The 20,940-nt window shown below is 71.5% G+C and carries 19 protein-coding genes and 1 other RNA gene; 18 read left to right on the forward strand and 2 right to left on the reverse strand.

Annotation, left to right across the window (positions count from 1 at the left end; translation table 11 throughout):
• Positions 1-8 precede the first annotated feature (8 nt).
• Positions 9-941, forward strand: coding sequence for a hypothetical protein (locus ACFSC0_RS02425; protein WP_377280938.1), 933 nt, complete (start codon positions 9-11; stop codon positions 939-941).
• A 114-nt stretch (positions 942-1,055) separates the two neighbouring features.
• Here the strand turns inward: ACFSC0_RS02425 and ACFSC0_RS02430 are convergent, their stop codons facing one another.
• On the reverse strand, positions 1,056-1,883 hold the full coding sequence (locus tag ACFSC0_RS02430; RefSeq protein ID WP_377280937.1) for an SDR family NAD(P)-dependent oxidoreductase: 828 nt from the start codon (positions 1,881-1,883) through the stop codon (positions 1,056-1,058).
• A 245-nt stretch (positions 1,884-2,128) separates the two neighbouring features.
• Here ACFSC0_RS02430 and ssrA point away from each other — a divergent pair.
• The 17 genes from ssrA (at position 2,129) to ilvD (ending at position 20,485) form a co-directional block, all read left to right on the forward strand.
• Positions 2,129-2,490: a transfer-messenger RNA gene (ssrA, locus tag ACFSC0_RS02435) on the forward strand.
• 129 nt (positions 2,491-2,619) lie between these two features.
• Positions 2,620-3,114, forward strand: coding sequence for an SspB family protein (locus ACFSC0_RS02440; RefSeq protein WP_377280936.1), 495 nt, complete (start codon positions 2,620-2,622; stop codon positions 3,112-3,114).
• Positions 3,115-3,121: 7 nt separating this feature from the next.
• A complete protein-coding gene (locus ACFSC0_RS02445) occupies positions 3,122-3,592 on the forward strand; it encodes a PaaI family thioesterase (RefSeq protein ID WP_377280935.1) in 471 nt (156 codons plus the stop codon).
• A 5-nt stretch (positions 3,593-3,597) separates the two neighbouring features.
• The gene (locus tag ACFSC0_RS02450; RefSeq protein ID WP_377280934.1) at positions 3,598-4,353 is read left to right on the forward strand and encodes a C13 family peptidase; all 756 of its coding nucleotides are present in this window, start codon (positions 3,598-3,600) and stop codon (positions 4,351-4,353) included.
• A gap of 69 nt (positions 4,354-4,422) precedes the next feature.
• On the forward strand, positions 4,423-6,597 hold the full coding sequence (locus ACFSC0_RS02455) for a serine hydrolase domain-containing protein (protein WP_377355057.1): 2,175 nt from the start codon (positions 4,423-4,425) through the stop codon (positions 6,595-6,597).
• A 389-nt stretch (positions 6,598-6,986) separates the two neighbouring features.
• Positions 6,987-8,615, forward strand: a complete 1,629-nt coding sequence (gene fliF / locus ACFSC0_RS02460) for a flagellar basal-body MS-ring/collar protein FliF (RefSeq protein ID WP_377280698.1) — start codon at positions 6,987-6,989, stop codon at positions 8,613-8,615.
• A gap of 9 nt (positions 8,616-8,624) precedes the next feature.
• Positions 8,625-9,656, forward strand: coding sequence for a flagellar motor switch protein FliG (gene fliG / locus ACFSC0_RS02465; RefSeq protein ID WP_377280697.1), 1,032 nt, complete (start codon positions 8,625-8,627; stop codon positions 9,654-9,656).
• On the forward strand, positions 9,656-10,303 hold the full coding sequence (locus ACFSC0_RS02470; protein WP_377280696.1) for a FliH/SctL family protein: 648 nt from the start codon (positions 9,656-9,658) through the stop codon (positions 10,301-10,303). Before fliG ends, ACFSC0_RS02470 begins: the two co-directional genes overlap by 1 nt.
• A 5-nt stretch (positions 10,304-10,308) precedes the next feature.
• On the forward strand, positions 10,309-10,644 hold the full coding sequence (gene fliN, locus ACFSC0_RS02475) for a flagellar motor switch protein FliN (RefSeq protein WP_377280695.1): 336 nt from the start codon (positions 10,309-10,311) through the stop codon (positions 10,642-10,644).
• A gap of 30 nt (positions 10,645-10,674) precedes the next feature.
• Positions 10,675-12,048: a sigma-54-dependent transcriptional regulator FlbD gene (gene flbD / locus ACFSC0_RS02480; protein WP_377280694.1), complete on the forward strand. Its 1,374-nt coding sequence runs from the start codon at positions 10,675-10,677 to the stop codon at positions 12,046-12,048.
• A 127-nt stretch (positions 12,049-12,175) separates the two neighbouring features.
• Positions 12,176-13,033 carry a class A beta-lactamase gene (bla, locus tag ACFSC0_RS02485; protein ID WP_377280693.1) on the forward strand — a complete coding sequence of 286 codons (858 nt, stop codon included), beginning with the start codon at positions 12,176-12,178 and terminating at the stop codon, positions 13,031-13,033.
• 47 nt (positions 13,034-13,080) lie between these two features.
• On the forward strand, positions 13,081-15,126 hold the full coding sequence (flhA, locus tag ACFSC0_RS02490) for a flagellar biosynthesis protein FlhA (protein WP_377280708.1): 2,046 nt from the start codon (positions 13,081-13,083) through the stop codon (positions 15,124-15,126).
• Between the two features lie 222 nt (positions 15,127-15,348).
• Complete coding sequence (locus ACFSC0_RS02495) at positions 15,349-15,744, forward strand: DUF4282 domain-containing protein (protein ID WP_377280692.1); 396 nt, start codon at positions 15,349-15,351, stop codon at positions 15,742-15,744.
• A 190-nt stretch (positions 15,745-15,934) separates the two neighbouring features.
• Complete coding sequence (locus ACFSC0_RS02500; RefSeq protein WP_377280691.1) at positions 15,935-16,819, forward strand: aminoglycoside phosphotransferase family protein; 885 nt, start codon at positions 15,935-15,937, stop codon at positions 16,817-16,819.
• Between the two features lie 109 nt (positions 16,820-16,928).
• On the forward strand, positions 16,929-17,573 hold the full coding sequence (locus ACFSC0_RS02505; protein WP_377280690.1) for a hypothetical protein: 645 nt from the start codon (positions 16,929-16,931) through the stop codon (positions 17,571-17,573).
• A 166-nt stretch (positions 17,574-17,739) separates the two neighbouring features.
• Positions 17,740-18,456, forward strand: a complete 717-nt coding sequence (locus ACFSC0_RS02510) for a hypothetical protein (protein WP_377280689.1) — start codon at positions 17,740-17,742, stop codon at positions 18,454-18,456.
• Positions 18,457-18,586: 130 nt separating this feature from the next.
• Positions 18,587-20,485, forward strand: a complete 1,899-nt coding sequence (gene ilvD / locus ACFSC0_RS02515; RefSeq protein WP_377280688.1) for a dihydroxy-acid dehydratase — start codon at positions 18,587-18,589, stop codon at positions 20,483-20,485.
• Between the two features lie 12 nt (positions 20,486-20,497).
• Here the strand turns inward: ilvD and ACFSC0_RS02520 are convergent, their stop codons facing one another.
• Complete coding sequence (locus ACFSC0_RS02520) at positions 20,498-20,761, reverse strand: hypothetical protein (protein ID WP_377280687.1); 264 nt, start codon at positions 20,759-20,761, stop codon at positions 20,498-20,500.
• Positions 20,762-20,940 lie beyond the last annotated feature (179 nt).

Consider the following 20,940-nt stretch of genomic DNA (forward strand, 5'->3'; position numbering starts at 1 on the left):
AGGCGCCCTTGGCCCGGCTCTTCGCCTATGCCCTGGTCCCGCTCCTGATCCTCGCCTCGTCCGCCGAGGCGCAATTCTTCTCCCGCCGCTCGTCCGAGCCCGCCGAGCCGGCCGGTCCCGTCCAGCCGTGGCCCTACCCCGCCCCTGACGCCCAGGACTGGTGGGACGGCGAATGGCCCGTCGCGGCCGAGGTGCTCGACCCGCTGGGCGGCCGGCGCGCGGGCCGGCGCGAGCGGATGACCGCCGTCGACAACGGCGTCGACGCCAACCTCTACCGCCTCTGGGGCCTGCCGCCCCTGCAGTGGCAGGTGCTACGCGGCGACGAGATGATCCTCGAGGTCTGGGTCCGCCCCTCCGGCAGCGTGCGCCAGATGGTGACCCGGGTGGTGGTCCGGCAGGACGACAAGGCCTTCGTCCAGGCGCGGGCGGGGCTGGCCTGCTGCGAGCCGGGCATCGCCCGCCGCGTCGACATCAACGCCGAGCTGCCGGAAGGCGCAGCCGCCCAGCTGCGGGCGCTTCGGAACCACGACATGTGGTCGGCCCCGCGCGAGGTGCGGGTGACCGAGGCCGAGGACACCGCCGACGCCATCTGCGTGGAGGGCACGGCCTACGACGTCACGCTGATGGTCCCCGGGCGGTCCGTCTCGCTGCGCCGGGCCTGCGACCGGGCCGAGATCGGCCAGGTGGCCGATGCGCTGGAGGCGGCGGTCAAGGCGGCCCTGGGCCACGACACCCGCTTCGACGTGCTGTTCCCGCGCGGCGCCGACTTCTCCCGCGCGCGCACCGCCTACAACCAGCTGATCGAGAGCGGCGGCCGGCTGCAGGCCGCCCGCACCAACCGCGCCCAGGCGCCCAGCTTCACGCCGGAGCCGAACCGGACCGAGGAAGGCGCCGCCGCCGCGCCCAACGCTGCGACCGGCGCGGCGGGGACCGAGCGGTAGCTTTCAACGTGTCCGTCATCCCGGCCGAAGAGCCGGGACCCAGCCTCCGGGGACTCTGGGTCCCGGATCGGCCTTGCAGGCCGTCCGGGATGACGGATGAGCCGGCGCGAACCCCTACGCCGTCATCGCCGCGACCCAGTTCTGCGGGTTCTCGGCGCGGAAACGGTCCTTCAGTTCGGGGGCGGCGTAGCGCTCGACGATCTGGGCGTCGTTGAGCACCTGGCCGGTGATGGCGTCCGGCGTCGCCGCCGCCAGGATGACCGCCGCCTCGACGTAGGAGTCGGGCTTGGGCAGTTCGGGTCGGGCCTGGCCGCCGGGCCGCTGGGACTGCGGCCGGCCGAACAGCAGGCCGGGGGTCTCGATGGCCCCGACCGGCTTCATGGCGTTGACCGCGATGCCCTGGTCCTTGAGCTCGCGGGCCAGGCCGATGGTCATGGACTCGATGGCCCGCTTGGTCGCCCCGTAGTGGGAGCCGCCGGTGGCCGCGATCGAGGAGATGTTGATGATCGAGCCCGACTTCTGGGCCTGCATGGTCGGCAGCGCCGCGCGGATGCAGCGGAAGGGCCCGTGGACGTTGATGTTGAATTCCAGCTCCCAGGACTTGGGCTTGATGGTCGAGATGAAGCCGGCCGGCTGAACGGCCGCGTTGGTCATCAGCACGTCGATGCGGCCCCACTTGGCCAGCACCTGCTCGACCATCTGCTCGACGCTCTCCATGTCGGCGACATTGCAGACCAGCGGCAGGGCCTCGCCGCCGGCCTCTTCGACCAGCCGGGCGGTGTCGTAGATGGTGCCGGGCAGCCGCTCGTCGGTGACGTTCTCGGTGCGGGCGGCGACCACCACCTTGGCCCCCTCGCGCCCGTAGCCCACCGCGCAATATTGTCCCAGGCCCCGGCTCGCGCCGGTGATGATGCAGACCTTTCCGGCCAGACGTCCCGCCATCGTCGTCTCCTCCAAATGCTCTTGTCGTTGAATGGCGGAAGGCTAGCCCCGCGGCCGGGCGGCGCCAACGCCATCGAGACCTCTCCCTCCGCAGGGCGGAGGGAGAGGGTAGGGTGAGGGAGGCCCGGGCGGCGGGGCCGTCCCAGGCGTCGGAGGTCGTCCCCGACACCCTCCTCACCCAACCCTCTCCCCCCGCAAGCGGGGGGAGAGGTCTAAGGAGGCCGCGGACGTCCTTCGGCGGGGGGGTCCTTCAAATGGAAACCCCGATCCCCTATATTCACTCCTGTCCGGGCGACCGGACTATGGGGATAAACGCGCGCGTAATAAGCGGACTGGACCCGGGTGCGATTCCCGGCGGCTCCACCAAATCTTCTTCCGGGTTATCGCCGGAGCTGTGCGGGGCCGATCAGCATCGACAGACGTCTAAAGGCGTTGCTTTCTCCCGGCCTGACCCACCGTTTCGGGTCTTAAACTAACTGCGAACGATAACTTCGCTGAAGACATCCGCCTCGCCGCGTAAGCGGTGCGACGGTAGTCGACCTAAAGCCCTGGTGTCTTAGCAGCGCCAGGCGGGGCCCGGGGGCGCCTGGCAACAGAAGCCCCCACCTTCTCTCTCCGGATCGCGCCGACGCCGCCACAGCGCGGAAAACTCCTTGCCGCAGCGCGTCATGCCGCCTTGCGCGGCGCAACGCAGACGCTACCTTTTAGGCGTCCGTTTCCTCCCGCGGTGACAGTGATGGCCCAGGAGCCCCCGGCTCAGGATCTGATGCACTACGAGGCCATGGCGCAGGAGGCCCTGCGCGGCGTCGTCAAGGCTGCGCTGAAGCGCGCCGCCGCCCCCGGCGGGCTGCCGGGCGCGCACCACTTCTACATCACCTTCAAGACCGACGCGCCGGGCGTCTCCGGCCCGCCGGACCTCTTGGCCAAATACCCGGACGAGATGACCATCGTCCTGCAGCACCAGTACTGGGACCTGGCGCCGGGCGAGACCTTCTTCTCGGTGACGCTGCGGTTCGGCGGCCAGCCGAAGTGGCTGTCGATCCCCTACGCGGCCGTGACCCGCTTCTACGACCCGTCGGTGCAGTTCCTGCTGCAATTCGAGCCGCCGTCCGCGGCCGCCCTGGAAGAGGCGGGCGCCGCCCCCGAGGCCGCCCCGCAGCCGGAAGGCGAGCCGCCCTCCGGCGAGCCGCCGACCAAGGTCGTCTCCCTCGACCAGTTCCGCAAGAAATGAGGCCTGAATGACCGACGTCGCCTCCCAGGAGAGCGCAGCCCTCACCGACGAGGCGATTCTCCAGCGGTTCCTCAGGACCAAGAACCAGCCCACCGGCTCCCAGACCCTGGGCTTCCGGATGGTCGCGGTCAGCCAGGCGGAGAAGTCCGTCGAGGTGGAGTTCGAGGCCAAGGCCGAGCTGCTGCTGAACCCGATGAAGCAGATCCAGGGCGGCTATCTCTGCGCCATGCTGGACGAATGCATGTCGGTGGCCTGCATGGTCGCCTCGGGGATGACCCACGTGGCCCCCACCGCAGAGATGAAGACCACCTTCTTCCGTCCGGCCATGCCGGGGAAGATCCGCGGGATCGGCCGCGTCGCCCGCTGGGGCTCCCGCGTCGCCTTCACTGAGGGCGAGCTCTACGATCCGGACGGGCGGCTGCTGGCCAAGGCCACGGGGACGGCGATCCCGACCCCGTTCCAGAGCTACAAGAAGTAGCAGGCGTGCGCGTCCGGCTCGGCGCGCTGCTCCTCAGCCTGGCCCTCCTCTGGGCCGGCCCCGCGCTGGCGGGTCCCTTCTCCGACTGGGCGGCGGTGGTCGTCGCGGGCGACTGGAAGGGCTCCGGCGGCGGCCCCACCGAGGCCTTCGACAACGCCCGCCGTGACGTCTCCCAGGCCCTGGTGCGCGCCGGCTTCGAGCCCAGCCGCATCCGCCAGTTCTCGGTCCGGCCCGAGCGCTACGCCGACACCCGGCCGCAGCCGTCCGATCCGCGGCGCATCTACGAGACGCTCAGCGACCTGGCCGCGCGCGAGGCCGAGGGCTGCCTGTTTTACGTGACCTCCCATGGGGTGCCGCAGGGCGTGGTGATCGGCGAGCGGATCCTGCCGCCGCCTGTGGTCGCGGCCATGCTCGACCGGGCCTGCGGGACCAAGCCGACCGTGGTCGTCGTCTCGGCCTGCTTCTCCGGCGTGTTCGTGCCGCACCTGGCCGCGCCGAACCGGATGATCCTGACCGCCGCCCGGCCCGACCGCACTTCGTTCGGCTGCGGCGAGGCCGACCGCTATCCCTATTTCGACGAGTGCTTCCTGCAGTCGATCGCAACCAGCTCGAGCTTCCCGGCCCTGGCCGCGGTCGTGCGGCGCTGCGTCGCCGAACGCGAGAAGAAGGAGGGCGCCAGCCCGCCCTCCGAGCCGCAGGTCTACATGGGCGCCGAGGTGGGCCCGGTGCTGCCGCTGTTGAGCTTCGGGCGCGACAACTAGCCGGCCTTTGACGGCCCGGCGAAGCACCCTACGGTCGCAATCTCCCGCCGCCACGATGGATTTCGCGCGATGCGTCCCCTCGCTACAGCGGTCTTCACCGCGCTGTTCGCCGCCCTGTCCGTCGCACCGCCCGCTCCGGCGCAGCCGGCGCCGGACGCGACCGGCCCGGCGCCTGCGCCGGCCGCGCCGCCCGTGGCCAGCACCCCGGTTCCGAACCCGCCCGCGCCGAAGGCGCCCCGGCCGCGCCCGGCCGCCCCGGCCGCCGCGCCGGCCGCCGGCCCGGCCCCGACCACGGCGGCGGCCGGCCTTGCGCCCGCAGCGCCGCTCCCGACCCTGCCGACCGGCGCGCGCCTCGCCCCCGGCCAGCCGATCGCGCCGGCCGAGCTGGAGGCCTTCGTCGACGGGGTGGTGAAGACCGCCATGGCCCGCGACCACATCGCCGGCGTCACCGTCTCGGTGGTGCAGAACGGCCAGCTGGCCCTGAAGAAGGGCTACGGCTACGCCGACCTGGCACAGGGCCGGCGCGTCGATCCCGACCAGACGCTGTTCCGCATCGGCTCGATCTCCAAGACCTTCACCTGGATCGTCCTGATGCGCGAGGTCGAGGCCGGCCGCATCCGCCTCGACACGCCGATCAACCTCTACCTGCCCCAGCGGCTGCGGGTCCCCGACCAGGGCTTCCAGCAGGAGATCCTGGTCCGCCATCTGATGGACCACTCGGCCGGGTTCGAGGACCGGGCCCTCGGCCACCTGTTCGAGCAACGCCCCGGCCGCGAGCGGCCGCTGCTCACCTACCTGCAGCAGGAGCGGCCGCGCCGCGTCGCCCCGCCGGGCGCGCGCTCAAGCTACTCCAACTACGGCGTCGGCCTGGCCGGGGCGGCGGCTTCGCACGTCTCGCAGGCGCCTTTCGAGCGGCTGGTCGAGGAGCGGATCACCGTCCCGCTGGCCCTCACCCGCACCACCTTCCGCGAGCCGCGGCCGAGCCTGAAGGACCTGCCGGCCCCGATGGCCCCGGCGCTCGCCCAGCACGTCAGCCAGGCCTACCGCTGGACGCCGACCGGCTTTGCGCCGCGCAGCTTCGAATACGTCGGCCACGTCGCCCCGGCCGGCTCGGCCTCGTCCACGGCGGGCGACATGGCGCGCTACATGCAGATGATCCTGAACGGCGGGACGCTCGACGGGGCGGTGATCTACTCGCCGCGCACGGCCCAGCTGTTCCAGACGCCGCTCCGCCGGACGCCCCCGGGGATCAACGGCTGGGCGCACGGCTTCATCCAGTACGCCCTGCCCGGCGGCTACACCGGCTACGGGCACGACGGGGCGACGCTGTCGTTCATGTCCAACATGACGCTGGTCCCGCAGCTGGGCCTGGGGATCTTCGTCAGCGCCAACACCGAGACCGGGGCCCGGCTCACCCAGGACCTGGCCGACCAGGTTGTGCAGCAGTTCTACGCCCCCGCGCCGCCGCCGCCGCGGCCCGGCTCCCCGGACCTGGCCGACCAGGCCGAGCGGTTCGCCGGCTACTACATCGCCTCGCGCCGGGCGCACCGGGGGCTGGAGGGCTTCGTGATGCTCTTCCAGTCGGGCGCGCAGGTGCGGGTGACGCCGGACGGGCGGCTGATGCTGAGCGCCGCCGGGCTGGACGCCCCCCGGCTGTTCGTCCCCGAGGGCGATCCGGCCCAGGGGCGCTTCGTTGCGGTGACCGGCGAGGACCGGCTGCAGTTCGCCTTCCAGGACGGCCGCGCGACCAGCCTGCAGACCAGCTCCAACGCCGCCCTGCTCGAGCGGGCGGGCCTGATGAAGCAGCCCATGGTCCTGGGACTGCTGGCGCTGCTCACCGCGCTGGCGGCGATCGCCACCCTCGGCGGCATCCTGCGGCGGATGCAGCGCGAGCACCGCGAGAGCGCCATCCAGGGGCGGGCCAGCCTGATCCAGAACACCCAGGCGCTGCTGTGGCTGATCTCCATGGGGCTGTTCGGGGCCTGGGTCGCGCAGACCCGCGACATCGCCAACGTCGTCTACAACTGGCCCGGGGCGACCCTGATCATCGCCTCGGCCTGCGCCCTGTTCGCGGCCCTGCTGACCGTGGTCACCCTGGTGCTGGTCCCGGTCATCTGGCAGGGCGGGCGGCGGGTGGACTCCTGGTCGCCAGGGCGCAAGTTCGCCTTCACGATCACCACCCTGATCTACGCCGCCTTCTCGATCGTGCTGTTCAACTGGGGCGCGCTGACGCCCTGGGGGTAGACGCCGCCTCCACGCGGCTCCTACCTCCCCCGCGAAGCGGCGGGAGGGGGACCGCCCGCCGAAGCCGGCGCACGCCGGCTGAAGAGCGGGGGGTGGAGGGGGCGGGCCACAAGCGCGGCGTTATGGATCGCTTTAATCTGCACTCGGTGGAGGCGCGGCGCAGGCGGCCCGCCCCCTCCACCAGTCGCTCTTCGCTGCGCTCGGCGACTGGTCCCCCTCCCCCGCGAAGCGGCGGGAGGTAGGGCAAGGAGTGAGGCGGCTTGGTCGCAGGCGAAACTGGTCCGTTAAGCCAGACCTTAAACAAGTCGTTTACCATGGACTGGGTAAAAGCTGCCTAGCGGTGGGCAGAGTCAGTGCTCCCTCCGCGATCGGGGGAAGGGGCGCAGGGTTTGAATCCGCTATCGGGGGCGATTCAGCGATTCGGCATCGGGCGGCTGGCGGCGATCCTGGGGATCGGGGCCGGCGTCGCCGCCGTGCTCGTGGCCCTGACGCTGGGCCTGCGCGAGCCCAAGGCGCTGCTCTATTCGAACCTGGACCTGAAGGAGGCCGGGAGCATCACCCAGGCCCTCGACCAGGCCGGCGTGAAGTACGAGCTGAAGGGCGACGGCTCGACCATCCTGGTGCCCCGCGACGAGGTCGCCGCCACCCGCCTGATGCTGTCGAGCAAGGGCCTGCCGACCTCCGGCTCGGTGGGCTACGAGATCTTCGACGAGGCCAACGCCCTCGGCCAGACCGACTTCGTCCAGCAACTCAACAAGCAGCGCGCCCTGGAAGGCGAGCTCGCCCGCACCATCATGAGCCTGAACGGGGTCACCACCGCCCGCGTCCACCTGGTGCTGCCCAAGCGCCAGCTGTTCGAGGAGGAGTCCGAACAGCCGTCCGCCTCGGTGACCATCGCCGTCGGCGGCCGCGAGCCGAGCCCCGACCAGGTGCGCGCCGTCCAGAACCTGATCGCCGGCGCCGTGCCCAACCTGAAGCCCGAGCGGGTCACCGTCGTCGACCAGCACGCCAAGACCCTCTCCGGCGGCCAGGAAGGCTTCGCCGGCGCCGCCGCCGACGACCGCAAGAGCGAGATCGAGCAGCGCATCGCCAAGACCGTGAAGGGCCTCGTCGAGGGCGTCGTCGGTCCCGGCAAGAGCCGCGTCAACGTCACCGCCGAGCTGGACCTGGCCAAGGTGACCGTCCAGCAGGAGACCTTCGATCCCGACGGCCAGGTGGTCCGCTCCGAGCAGACCGTCGAAGAGACCGCCGCCGAGAACCAGGCCGACGAGAATGGCGCGGTCAGCGCCTCGGCCAACATCCCCGGCGGGGCGGGCGACTTCGGCGAGGCCACCAACAGCTCCAATTCCGGCCGGTCGGAATCGACCACCAACTACGAGATCAGCAAGACCCTGCGCACCGAGGTGAAGGAGCCCGGCGAGGTGAAGCGGATCTCGGTCGCGGTCGCCGTCGACGGCGCGACCGCTCCGGGCGCCGACGGCCAGCCGGGCGAATACACCCCGCGCTCGGCCGAGGAGATGCAGCGCATCGAGCAGCTGGTCCGCGCCGCCGTCGGCTTCGACGCCGAGCGCGGCGACCAGGTGACGGTGGTCAACGTCCGCTTCCCCTCGACCGCCGAGGCCGGCGGGACCGAGGCCGCCAACCCGCTGCTGGGCTTCGACAAGAACGACATCATCCGCGCCGTCGAGCTGGCCATCCTGGGACTGGTCGCGATGCTGATGACCTTCTTCGTGGCCCGGCCGCTGGTGAAGGGCGTGACCTCGGGCCAGGCCTCCGGCGGCTTCCTGTCCGCGGCGAACCAGGGCGGCGGCCCCGGGGGCGGCGGCCAGCGGATGGTCGAGGCGGGCCCGGCCGAGACTTTGGCCCTGGCCGGCCCCGACCAGGACAACGGCATCGATATCGCCCGCATCGAGGGCCAGGTGAAGGCGAGCTCGGTCAAGCGGGTCGCCGAATTCGTCGACCGCCATCCGGAGGAGAGCGTCTCCATCCTCCGTGGCTGGCTTCATGACACCGCGTAGAGGCGGGCGATGAGCGCCCGAGGTAAATTGAAGGCCATCACCGATCCGACCCGACTCTCCGGCCCCGAAAAGGCGGCGGTGGTGCTGCTCGCGCTCGGCGAAGAGCACACCGCCATCTGGGAGTCGCTGGACGAGGAGGAGATCAAGGAGGTCTCCCAGGCGATGGCGAGCCTGGGCACGGTCTCGTCCGCCGCCGTCGAGGAGCTGCTGGTCGAGTTCGTCGCCGGCCTCTCCGGCGGCGGGGCGATCATGGGCAGCTTCGAGCAGACCCAGCGGCTGCTGGCCGCCGTCATGCCGCCGGAGCGGGTGGAAGCCCTGATGGAGGAGATCCGCGGCCCCGCGGGTCGGACCATGTGGGACAAGCTCGGCAACGTGAACGAGGCCGTGCTCGCCAACTACCTCAAGAACGAATACCCGCAGACCGTCGCCGTCGTCCTCTCCAAGGTGAAGAGCGAGCACGCCGCCCGGGTGCTGGCCGCCCTGCCCGAGGACTTCGCCCTGGAGTGCGTCATGCGCATGCTGCGCATGGAGCCGGTGCAGCGCGAGATCCTCGACAAGATCGAGCAGACCCTGCGCACCGAGTTCATGTCGAACCTGGCCCGCACCTCGAAGCGCGACAGCCACGAGATGATGGCCGACATCTTCAACGCCTTCGACCGCCAGACCGAGGCCCGGTTCATCGGCGCCCTCGAGGAGCGCAACCGCGAGAGCGCCGAGCGCATCCGGGCCCTGATGTTCGTCTTCGAGGACCTCTCCAAGCTCGACCCGGGCGGCGTCCAGACCCTGCTGCGCAGCGTCGACAAGGACCAGCTGGCGCTGGCCCTGAAGGGCTCGTCGGACGCGCTGCGCGAAATGTTCTTCTCCAACATGTCCGAGCGGGCCGCCAAGATCATGCGCGAGGACATGGAGACCATGGGGCCGGTCCGGCTGCGCGACGTCGACCAGGCCCAGATGGCGATGGTGCAGGTCGCAAAGGACCTGGCCGCCAAGGGCGAGATCATGCTGGCCGGCGCCGGCGGCGACGACGAGCTGATCTACTGATGACCGGCTCCGCCCCCCGCAAGTTCGACTTCGACACGGTGTTCGACGACGCCGGCGGCATCGCCTACGCCGCCCCGCGGCCGAAGCGGCTGTTCCCCGCCGAGGAGGTGGAGGCGATCCGCGCCGCCGCCTACGCCGAGGGCGAGCGCGCCGCGCTGGCCAGCATGGCGGCCCTGCAGGCCCAGGCCCTGTCGCAGATCGCCCAGGCGGCCCAGGCGGCCCTGCCCGGCCTGGCCGCCGTGGCCCACGAGCACCGGGTCGGCTCGGCCGAACTGGCGCTGGCCTGCGCCCGCGCCATCGCCGACGCCGCCCTCGCCCGCTTCCCGCAGGCCCCCGCCCAGGCGGCCATCGAGACCCTCGCCCGCGAGATCGAGGCCGCGCCCCGGCTGGTGGTCATGGCCGCCCCGGACCTGGTCGAGGCGCTGCAGGCGGCCCTCTCCGACACCGCCCAGGCGATCGGCTACGGCGGCCAGATCGTCGTGCGCCCGGCGCCCGGCTATGTCGGCGCCCAGTTCACCCTCGATTTCGGCGACGGCTCGGCGGCGTTCGACCCCGCCGCCGCCGCCGCCCGCGTGGCCCAGGCCCTGGAGGCGGCCCTGGCCGCCGAGGGCCTGCACGCCGAACCCCTCATTCCCGGCCAAGGCTGATGTCCATGAGCGACGACCTCAAACTCGAAGACTTCGGGCCCGGCGACCAGCTGCCCGTCCCCATGCCGGAGGTGGAGGGCGAGAAGACCGCCACCGACCTGGCCCCCGTCTTCGACGTGCCGGTGTCCATCTCGGCGGTGCTGGGACGGGCCTCGATGTCGGTCGCCCAGCTGCTGCAGCTCAACTCCGGCAGCGTCCTCGAGCTCGACCGCAAGGTCGGCGAGGCCATCGACATCTACGTGAACAACCGCCTCGTCGCCCGCGGCGAGGTGGTCATCGTCGACGACCGGCTGGGCGTGACCATGACCGAAATCATCAAGGACGGCGACGCCAGCGCGTGATCCGCGACGGCTGAGTAGGGAGATTCGAACATGCGGCTTCTGGTCGTCGGAAAACTGAACGGGCAACTCGCCGCCGCCGTGAAGATGGCGATGAGCGCGGGCGCCAAGGTGAGCCACGTCGAGAGCATCGAGGCGGCCACCCACGCCCTGCGCGCGGGACAGGGCGCGGACCTCTTGATGGTCGACTACGACCTCGACATCCGCGGCCTGATCGAGGCCAACGAGGCCGAGCGGATCCACGTGCCGGTGGTGGCCTGCGGCGTCGCCGCCGACGCCGACCGCGCCGCGGCCGCGATCCGGGCCGGCGCCAAGGAGTTCATCCCCCTTCCCCCCGAAGCCCAGCTGATCGCCGCCGTGCTGGCCGCCGTCTCCGACGACAACCGGCCGATGGTGGTGCGCGACCCCTGCATGCAGCAGGTCATCCAGCTCGCCGACCAGGTCGCCGCCTCCGACGCCTCGATCCTGATCACCGGCGAGAGCGGCGTCGGTAAGGAGGTCATCGCCCGCTACGTCCATGCCAAGTCTCGCCGCTCGGCCCGGCCGTTCATCTCGGTCAACTGCGCGGCGATCCCCGAGAACCTGCTGGAAAGCGAGCTGTTCGGCCACGAGAAGGGCGCCTTCACCGGCGCGCTGGCCCGGCGGATCGGCAAGTTCGAGGAGGCCAACGGCGGCACCCTGCTGCTGGACGAGATCAGCGAGATGGACGCCCGTCTGCAGGCCAAGCTGCTGCGCGCCATCCAGGAGCGGGAGATCGACCGGGTCGGCGGCGCCAAGCCCGTGAAGGTCGACATCCGCATCCTCGCCACCTCTAACCGCGACCTGGCGCAGGCGGTGAAGGACGGGACCTTCCGCGAGGACCTGCTCTACCGGCTGAACGTCGTGAACCTGCGCATCCCGCCGCTGCGCGAGCGGCCGGGCGACGTGGTGGCGCTGGCCGAGTTCTTCGCCAAGAAGTACGCCGCCGCCAACGGCGGGCCCGAAAGGCCGATCTCGGCCGAGGCCAAGCGGCGGCTGGCCGCCCACCGCTGGCCCGGCAACGTGCGCGAGCTGGAGAACGCCATCCACCGCGCGGTGCTGCTGTCCTCCGGCCCGGAGCTCGAGGAGACCGCCATCCGGCTGCCGGACGGCCAGCCCCTGGCCCCCGCCGACGCCGGCTCGCGCGCCGCCCAGGTCGCCTACCAGGCCGCCGAGAGCGCCAGCCGCGCCTTCGTCGGCCAGACGGTGGCGGCGATGGAGCAGCAGCTGATCCTCGACACCCTGTCCCACTGCCTGGGCAACCGCACCCACGCGGCCACCATCCTCGGCATCTCCATCCGCACCCTGCGCAACAAGCTGAAGGAATATTCCGAAGCCGGCGTCGCCGTCCCCGCGCCCCAGGGCGGGGTCGGGAGCAACGCGGCGTGAGGACCGAGGGTTGGGTAAGGGGGGCGTCCGCGCATCCCCAGCTTTCCGGCGCTGCGCGCCGGGCGCGGCCTTGCGGCCGCGCGCCCCTCACCCAACCCTCGCCCCACAAGCGGGGAAAGGTCGAAGGATGATTCGTCGTCGCACAGTGCTGGCCGGCCTCGCGGCCCTGGCGCCGGGCGCTGCGCTGGCGGCGGAGAGCGAGCTCGCGGCGCTCGAGAAGCGCTCGGGCGGGCGGCTGGGCGTCTACGCCTTCGTTCCCGGCACGAAGCGCGCGCTGGCGCACCGGCCGGACGAGCGGTTCGCCATGTGCTCGAGCTTCAAGGCGGTGCTGGCCGCGGCCGTGCTGGCCCGCGTCGACCGCGGAGAGGAGAAGCTCGACCGGCCCCTGGCGCTGACCAAGGCGGACATGCTGAGCCACGCCCCGGTGAGCGAGAAGCACCTTCCCATGGGCTCGATCACCGTGGGCGAGGCCTGCCAGGCCGTCGTCGAGGTGTCCGACAACCCGGCCGCCAACCTGCTGCTGAAGACCATCGGCGGTCCCGCCGGCTTCACCGCCTACACGACCAGCCTGGGCGACAGGGTCACCCGGCTCGACCGTTACGAGCTCGATCTCAACACCGCCATCAAGGGCGATCCGCGCGACACCACCAGCCCCCGCGCCATGGCCGGCACGCTCCAGAAGATCGCCCTGGGCGAGGCCCTGCCCGCCCCCTTCCGCGAGAAGCTGGTCGGCTGGATGGTCGCCTCGCCGTCGGGCGTGCGCCGCCTGCGCAAGGACCTGCCGGCCGGCTGGCGCGCCGCCGACAAGACCGGCACCGGGATGAACGGCTCGACCAACGACATCGCCGTCTTCTGGCCGCCGGCCGGGCCGCCGATCGTCGTGACCTGCTACCTCACCGAGGCCGCCGCGCCGCTGGAGGCGCGGGAGGCGATCCACGCCGAGGTCGGCGCCCTGGTCGCCCGGACGCTCGCAGGCGCCGCCTGATGGCCGACGTCGGCGCCGTTCCCGGCCAACGCCCCACCCCGCGAGAGATGTGGGGCTGGGTGGCGCGTGGCGAGGTGGCGCTGGCCCTCGGCGTCGTCGGCATCATCGTCCTGCTGATCCTGCCGATCCCGGCCTTCCTGCTGGACGCGCTGCTGTCGCTCTCGGTGACCAGCGCGGTGCTGATCCTGATGACCGCTCTTCTGATGAAGAAGCCGCTGGAGTTCACCGCCTTCCCGACGGTGCTGCTGGTCACCACCCTGTTCCGGCTGGGCCTGAACATCGCCTCGACGCGGCTGATCCTCAGCCACGGCCACGAGGGCGCCCACGGGGCCGGCAAGATCATCGAGACCTTCGGCAACCTGATGATGGGCGGCAACTACGTCATCGGGGTGATCGTCTTCGTCATCCTGGTGATCGTGAACTTCGTTGTCATCACCAAGGGCTCGGGCCGGATCGCCGAGGTCTCGGCCCGCTTCACCCTGGACAGCCTGCCGGGCAAGCAGATGGCCATCGACGCCGACCTCTCGGCCGGGCTGATCGACGAGTCCGAGGCCAAGAAGCGCCGCAAGGAGCTGGAGCAGGAGTCGACCTTCTTCGGGGCGATGGATGGCGCCAGCAAGTTCGTGCGCGGCGACGCCATCGCCGGCCTGATGATCGTGGCCATCAACGTGGTCGGCGGCATCCTCATCGGCGTGCTGCAGCACGATGTGCCGCTGAGCGTCGCGGCCTCCACCTACACCCTGATGACCATCGGCGACGGCCTGGTCAGCCAGATCCCGGCGCTGGTCATCTCCATCGCCGCCGGCCTGCTGGTCTCCAAGGCGGGCGTCGAGGGCGCGGCGGACAAGGCGCTGGTCACCCAGCTGGCCATGAACCCGGTCTCGCTGGGCATGGTCTCGGCCTCCGCCGGGGTGATCGCCCTGGTGCCCGGCATGCCCATCATCCCCTTCGCGGCGGTGTCGGTGGCCTCCGGCGTGCTCGCCTGGCGCCGCAGCCAGAAGGCGCTGGAGCCGCCGCCGCCCGAGCCGATGGCCGACGCCGCCGGCGCCGAGGAGCAGGAAGAGCCGATCGCCAACTCCCTGGCCATCGACGAGATCAAGATCGAGCTGGGCTACGGCCTGCTGGCGCTGATCAACGACCTCGAGGGCCGGCGGCTCACCGACCAGATCAAGGCCCTGCGCCGCACCCTGGCCGCCGACTTCGGCTTCGTGATGCCGGCGGTGCGCATCCTCGACAACATGCGGCTGCCCAGCCAGGGCTACCTGATCCGCATCAAGGAGCTGGAGGCGGGCCAGGGCGAGGTGCGGCTCGGCTCGCTGATGGCCATGGACCCGCGCGGCGGCCAAGTGGAGCTGCCCGGCGAGCACGTGCGCGAGCCGGCCTTCGGCCTGCCGGCCACCTGGATCGACGACGCCCTGCGCGAGGAGGCCACGTTCCGCGGCTACACCATCGTCGATCCGGCCACGGTGCTGACCACCCACCTGACCGAGATCCTCAAGGACAACATGGCCGACCTGCTCTCCTACGCGGAGGTGCAGAAGCTGCTGAAAGAGCTGCCGGAGGCCCAGAAGAAGCTGGTCGAGGACCTGATCCCCGGCGTCGTCTCCGCCGCCACCCTGCAGCGGGTGCTGCAGGCCCTGCTGCGCGAACGGGTCTCCATCCGCGACCTGCCGGCGATCCTGGAAGGCATCGGCGAGGCCGCCCCGCACACCAGCTCCATCACCGCCCTGGTCGAACAGGTGCGCACGCGGCTGGCCCGGCAGCTGTCCTTCGCCTACCGCGGCGACGACGGCGCCCTGCCGATCGTCACCCTGTCGCCCGACTGGGAGAACGCCTTCGCCGACGCCCTGGTCGGCCAGGGCGAGGACCGGCAGCTGGCGCTGGCCCCCTCGCGCCTGCAGGAGTTCGTCCGCGCCATCCGCGAGGCCTTCGAGCGCGCCGCCCTCTCCGGCGAATCGCCGGTGCTGCTGGTCAGCCCGGGAATCCGGCCCTACGTCCGCTCCCTAATCGAGCGCTTCCGCGGCCAGACGCCGGTGATGAGCCAGAATGAGGTGCACCCCCGGGCCCGGCTCAAGACCGTGGGGACGATCTGATGGCCGCCCTCTGCAGCAGGGTGACGGGTAGGGCTGCGCCCAACCAGTCACCGGCGGACTTCGGTGACTGGTTGCGCCGCAGGCGCTACCTGTCACCCCTCTACCCCACTCTCCTACCAGCGCGCGGGCGCGGCGTTTGCGCCGTTGCGGCGCAGCGGATCGGCTGGTAGCGGTTCACACCACTGGACGGGGCGGTGATCGCGCCCGAGGCTCGGACCACGCATGCGTCTACCGACACAATCCACGGACCGCGGCTTTTCCGGCCGTCTGCTCTGGGATCTGCTCACCTTCGACAAGCTGATGACCAACGCGGTCGTCCACCTGATCTATTGGGCGGGCCTGGCGATCATCGTGCTGATGGGCTTCGGCATGGTCGGGGCCGCGGTGGGCATCGCCCTGCGCGAGGCCACCGGCGGCAACTTCACCGGCGTGCTGCTGGCCATCCCGCTGCTGGTCGCCGGCCTCGTCGTCCTGGGCGCCCTGGTGCTGCTGTGGCGCTCCTTCTGCGAGTTCTACGTGGCCATCTTCAAGATCAGCGAAGACCTGGCCGCCCTGCGCGAGCAGGCCGCCGCCGACCCGGCCAAGGCCCGCATCCTCAACCAGACGATCCAGCGCTAGGGCGCGCCCAGCCTTCCCGTCATCGCGGCGGACGCCGCTGCTTGCCCCTGCGGCGGCGCTCGGGCAGACTGGCTTCACCGGAGCGGCCGACATCGGTCCCGACGCCCGGCGCGTGAGGCGCCGGCGAGCGTCGATTGCTGCAAACAGGGGCGGCCTGGCGCCGGCCCCAAGCTCCGAGACAAGCTCCCTCATGAAAGTGAAGATCGACGCGGCCTTCGTGGGCCGCCTGGTGGCTGCGCAGTTCCCGCAGTGGGCCCACCTCGAGGTGCGGCCCGTGGAGTTCGGCGGGGTCAACAACCGCAGCTTCCACCTCGGCGACGACATGTCCGTGCGGATGCCACGGGCCTGGAGCTACGCGGCCCAGGTGGACAAGGAGCAGGCCTGGCTGCCCAGGCTCGCGCCCCAACTGCCGCTGCCGATCCCCGAGCCGCTGGGCCTCGGCCAGCCGGCCGAGGGCTATCCCTGGCGCTGGTCGATCTACCGCTGGATCGACGGCGAGACCGCCGCGCGCGACCGCATCGCCGACCTGCCCGCCTTCGCGCGGGACCTCGCCGCGTTCCTGAAGGCGCTGCAAGGCCTCGCTGCCGCCGGCGGGCCGCCGCCCGGGCCGCACAACTTCCTGCGCGGCCTCTCGCCCGCGGTCTACGAGGCCCAGACGCAGGAGGCGCTGGCGGACCTCGAGGGCGAGATCGACACCGCCCTGGCCCGCGAGGTCTGGGCGGCGGCCCTGGCCTCCGAATGGCGCGGCCCGCCCGTCTGGTCCCACGGCGACGTGGCGGCCGGCAACCTGCTGGTGAAGGACGGCAAGCTCAGCGCCGTCATCGACTGGGGCATCATGAGCGTCGGCGACCCCGCCTGCGACCTTACCATCGCCTGGACGCTGTTCGACGCCGACAGCAGAGCCGCCTTCCGCGAGGCCCTGCCCCTCGACCCCGGAACCTGGGCCCGCGCCCGCGGCTGGGCGCTCTGGAAGGCGCTGATCCTGCTGGCCGGCCAGTCCGGAAACCACCCGGACGCGGCCAACGCGCCGCAGGTCCTCCAGGCCATCCTCGACGACCACCGGGAGTTCGGCTGACGGCTCCCCCTTTCCCATTCATGGAAAAGGGGGACCGCCCGGACACGTCCTTGACTGACCGGAGCCGTCAGGTTGGCATCCCCTGCGGGATGCAGGGGGCTGGGGGTTCATGGCGACGGCGCAGGAGTGGTTCCGCAGGACGAGCTGGGGGCCGGCGGACCGGGAGGACTTCCACACCCGGCTCCGCCGCGTCCGTCCGGACAACCGCGCGCAATACCTGCGCATCCAGGCTGGCCACCTGGCCGAGGCGGGGCTGCACGCGCCGGCGCTCGAACTGCTGGACGCCTTCTTCGAGGCCTATGCGGACTCCGACGAGGCCGCGACGGCGCTGGGCCAGCAGGCGGCGAGCCTGCTGGCCCTGGGGCGGCTGGAAGAGGTGCTGGACGCCTACGCCGCCTCAGTGGCGCGGATGCAGGCCAACCCGCGGATGAAGACCGACGCCTGGCTCGACTACGTCCTGCTGGTCGCCGAGCGGGGCGCGCGCGACCACTACGAGCGCGCCGCCGAGGCTCTGGCGACCCTCGGCGCGCAATGGCCCCTGTGGCTGCCGCACGACGCCTTCCGCCGCCACGCCGCCCTGGCCCTGCTGCTCAGCGATCGCGGCCAGCCCGGCGCCGATGCGGAGGCCAAGGCCGCGCTCGAAGCCGCCGACCGGGCCCACTCCGGCCTCGGCCGCCACCCCTCGATCGGCCTCGTCGGCCCGCGCTACGCCGACCTGCGCAAGCGGCTCGCGCGCATCGCGGCCGGGCGCTGACCCCATCGTCATCCCGGACGGCCTGCAAGGCCGATCCGGGACCCAGGACGCGGCGGCTGGGTCCCGGCTCTTCAGCCCGCTCACGCGGGCTTGCGGCCGGGATGACGGGGGAAGATTGACCGGTGGGTCCTCCCCCAGGCTCTGGGGAGGAAGGGGCTTCGAGCCCATGCCGGCCATCATGCCTGCCGGATCCGGTCTCTCAAGGACCGGCCCTCGCGGGCCGGCCGCGCCGCGGCGCGCCGAAGGCGCGTCCTTGACTGACCGGAGCCGGCAGGCTCGCATCAGCCATGGGATCGAAGGGAAGGAGCGCGCGGGGCGCGTCTTCCCGCCGGGAGCCGAAGTGCTGAAGAAGATCACGATCCACGAACTGCTCAGAGCCACCGCTAACGAGGAGTTCATGGTCAGATGGATGCCGCTCCGTTCGCCACGGACACCCGATGAGGCGAGCATCGTCGCCTTCTCGGATGGCGCTGCGATGTTTGTACTCCTCAATCAGATGCGGGAAGGCGCCGTCTTCGACCCCGAAGCGGAGACCTATTCCGACGACATCTACGAGACCGTCGTCCTCGCCGGGGCTCACGCGGACTATGACGCGCTGCCCCTTGGACACGCGCCGTCGTTCCGCCTGGACTGGCCAGGCGGCGCCTTCACCTCCATTCCCGCGGGGTTCGAAGAGGTGATGCACGATGACCAGGTCGTCAGGCTGAGGATCGAAAAGGCCCTGGTGGAATCGAGGGCTTACGCTGACGGCGCGCTCGACTTTCTCGTCAGCCTGCGCCTGCGTTCGCCGATGGGCGAGTGGATACTGCGACCAGCAGAAACGTCCGACTTCCTCATCCTCGAGCCGGTAGCCACCGCGACCTCCACCCACGGTGACAGGTAGCGCTGGCCGCGCAACCAGTCACCGGCGGCCGCCGTGACTGGTTGGCCGCGGGGCCGACCTGTCACCCCGCTCCCCCTCCGCCCCCTCATCTGCTAAGACCCCCCGTCCAAGTTCCGGGGATCGCCTGCCCATGCCTGCCTATCGCTCCCGCACCTCAACCCATGGCCGCAACATGGCCGGCGCCCGGGGCCTCTGGCGCGCCACGGGGATGAAGGACGCCGACTTCGGCAAGCCGATCATCGCCATCGCCAACTCCTTCACCCAGTTCGTGCCCGGCCACGTGCACCTGAAGGACCTGGGCCAGCTGGTGGCGCGCGAGGTCGAGGCGGCCGGCGGGGTGGCCAAGGAGTTCAACACCATCGCCGTGGACGACGGCATCGCCATGGGCCACGACGGGATGCTCTATTCCCTGCCCTCGCGCGAGCTGATCGCCGATGCGGTGGAGTACATGGCCAACGCCCACTGCGCCGACGCGCTGGTGTGCATCTCCAACTGCGACAAGATCACCCCGGGCATGTTGATGGCGGCCCTGAGGCTCAACATCCCCACGGTGTTCGTCTCCGGCGGGCCGATGGAGGCCGGCAAGGTGATCCTCTCCACCGGGGAGAAGAAGGTCGACCTGATCGACGCCATGATCGCCGCGGCCGACGACAACGTCTCGGACGAGGACGTGAAGGCCATCGAGCGCTCGGCCTGCCCGACCTGCGGCTCCTGCTCGGGCATGTTCACCGCCAACTCGATGAACTGCCTGACCGAGGCGCTGGGCCTCTCGCTGCCCGGCAACGGCTCGGTGCTGGCCACCCACGCCGACCGCGAGCAGCTGTTCCTCAAGGCCGGCCGCACCGTCGTCGAGCTCGCCCGCCGCTACTACGAGGGCGAGGACGACGCCGTCCTGCCCCGCTCGATCGCCACCTTCGAGGCGTTCGAGAACGCCATGACCCTGGACATCGCCATGGGCGGGTCCACCAACACCGTGCTGCACCTGCTGGCCGCCGCGCACGAAGCGCAGGTGGGCTTCACCATGGCGGACATCGACCGGCTCTCGCGCCGGGTGCCGTGCCTTTCCAAGGTCGCCCCCGCCAAGAACGACGTCCACATGGAGGACGTCCACCGGGCCGGCGGCATCATGGCCATCCTGGGCGAGCTCGACCGCGCCGGCCTGATCCACACCGACCTGCCGACCATCCATTCGCCGAGCCTGAAGGCGGCGCTCGATACCTGGGACATCGCCCGCAACCCGAGCGAGGAGGTGAAGACCTTCTACCGCGCCGCCCCGGGGGGCGTGCCGACCCAGGTGGCCTTCAGCCAGAACCGGCGCTGGGAGGAGCTCGACCTCGACCGCCAGGGCGGCGTGATCCGCAGCAAAGAGCACGCCTTCAGCCAGGACGGAGGCCTGGCCGTGCTGTTCGGCAACCTCGCCGAGGACGGCTGCATCGTGAAGACCGCCGGGGTCGACGAGAGCATCCTGAAGTTCTCCGGCCCCGCCCGCGTCTACGAGAGCCAGGATGCGGCGGTTTCCGGCATCCTCACCGGCCAGGTGAAGGCGGGCGACGTGGTCGTCATCCGCTACGAAGGGCCCAAGGGCGGGCCGGGCATGCAGGAGATGCTGTATCCGACCAGCTACCTGAAATCGAAGGGGCTGGGCAAAGCCTGCGCGCTGATCACCGACGGCCGGTTCAGCGGCGGCACCTCGGGCCTCTCCATCGGCCACGCCTCGCCCGAGGCGGCGGAGGGCGGCACCATCGCCCTCGTCGAGGACGGCGACCTCATCGAGATCGACATCCCCGCCCGCTCGATCCGCCTGGCCGTCCCCGACGCCGAGCTGGAGCGCCGCCGGGCCGCCATGGACGCCCGCCCCGACGGCGGCTGGCGCCCGGCCGCCCCGCGCCCCCGCAAGGTCAGCGCCGCCCTCCAGGCCTACGCCGCCCTCACCACCAGCGCCGCTCGCGGCGCGGTGCGGGACGTGGACCAGCTGACGCGCCCGGTGCGCAAGGGCGCGCGGCGGGTGCAGGGCGAGCCGGCGGAGTAGAGTTCGAGGCGCTCAGCGGCCGGCGGGCCAGTCGATGCGCTGGACCATCTCCGTCTCGCGCGCCCGGTCCCAGACTAGCACGCGGCCGGCGTCGTCGTCGGTCTCCACCACCCGCAGGCCGCGGTAGGTGGACCTGGGGGACCAGTCGGCGGGGTCGGCGAAGCGGCGGAGTTGGCGGTACTGCGGGTGCGAGAGCTCGAGGACGCGGGGCTCGCCGAGCCGGTGCGCGACCAGGATCGCGAAGTTCACGGCGTTGGTGACGGCGTCGGTGTTCATGGACCACCTCAGGTCCTGACGGGCGTTCGGGCTTGAGCGTCGCGCTTTTGTGCAGAGGCGTCAATTCTTTGCGGCGTTGGGTGCAGGACGCCCCCTCCACCGCCTTCGGCGGTCCCCCTCCCCCGCGTTGCGGGGGAGGAGAACACGCTCCTCCCCCGTCGCAGAGACGACGGGGGAGG

The sequence above is a fragment of the Phenylobacterium terrae genome (genome assembly GCF_042681205.1).
Classification (GTDB): domain Bacteria; phylum Pseudomonadota; class Alphaproteobacteria; order Caulobacterales; family Caulobacteraceae; genus Phenylobacterium; species Phenylobacterium terrae.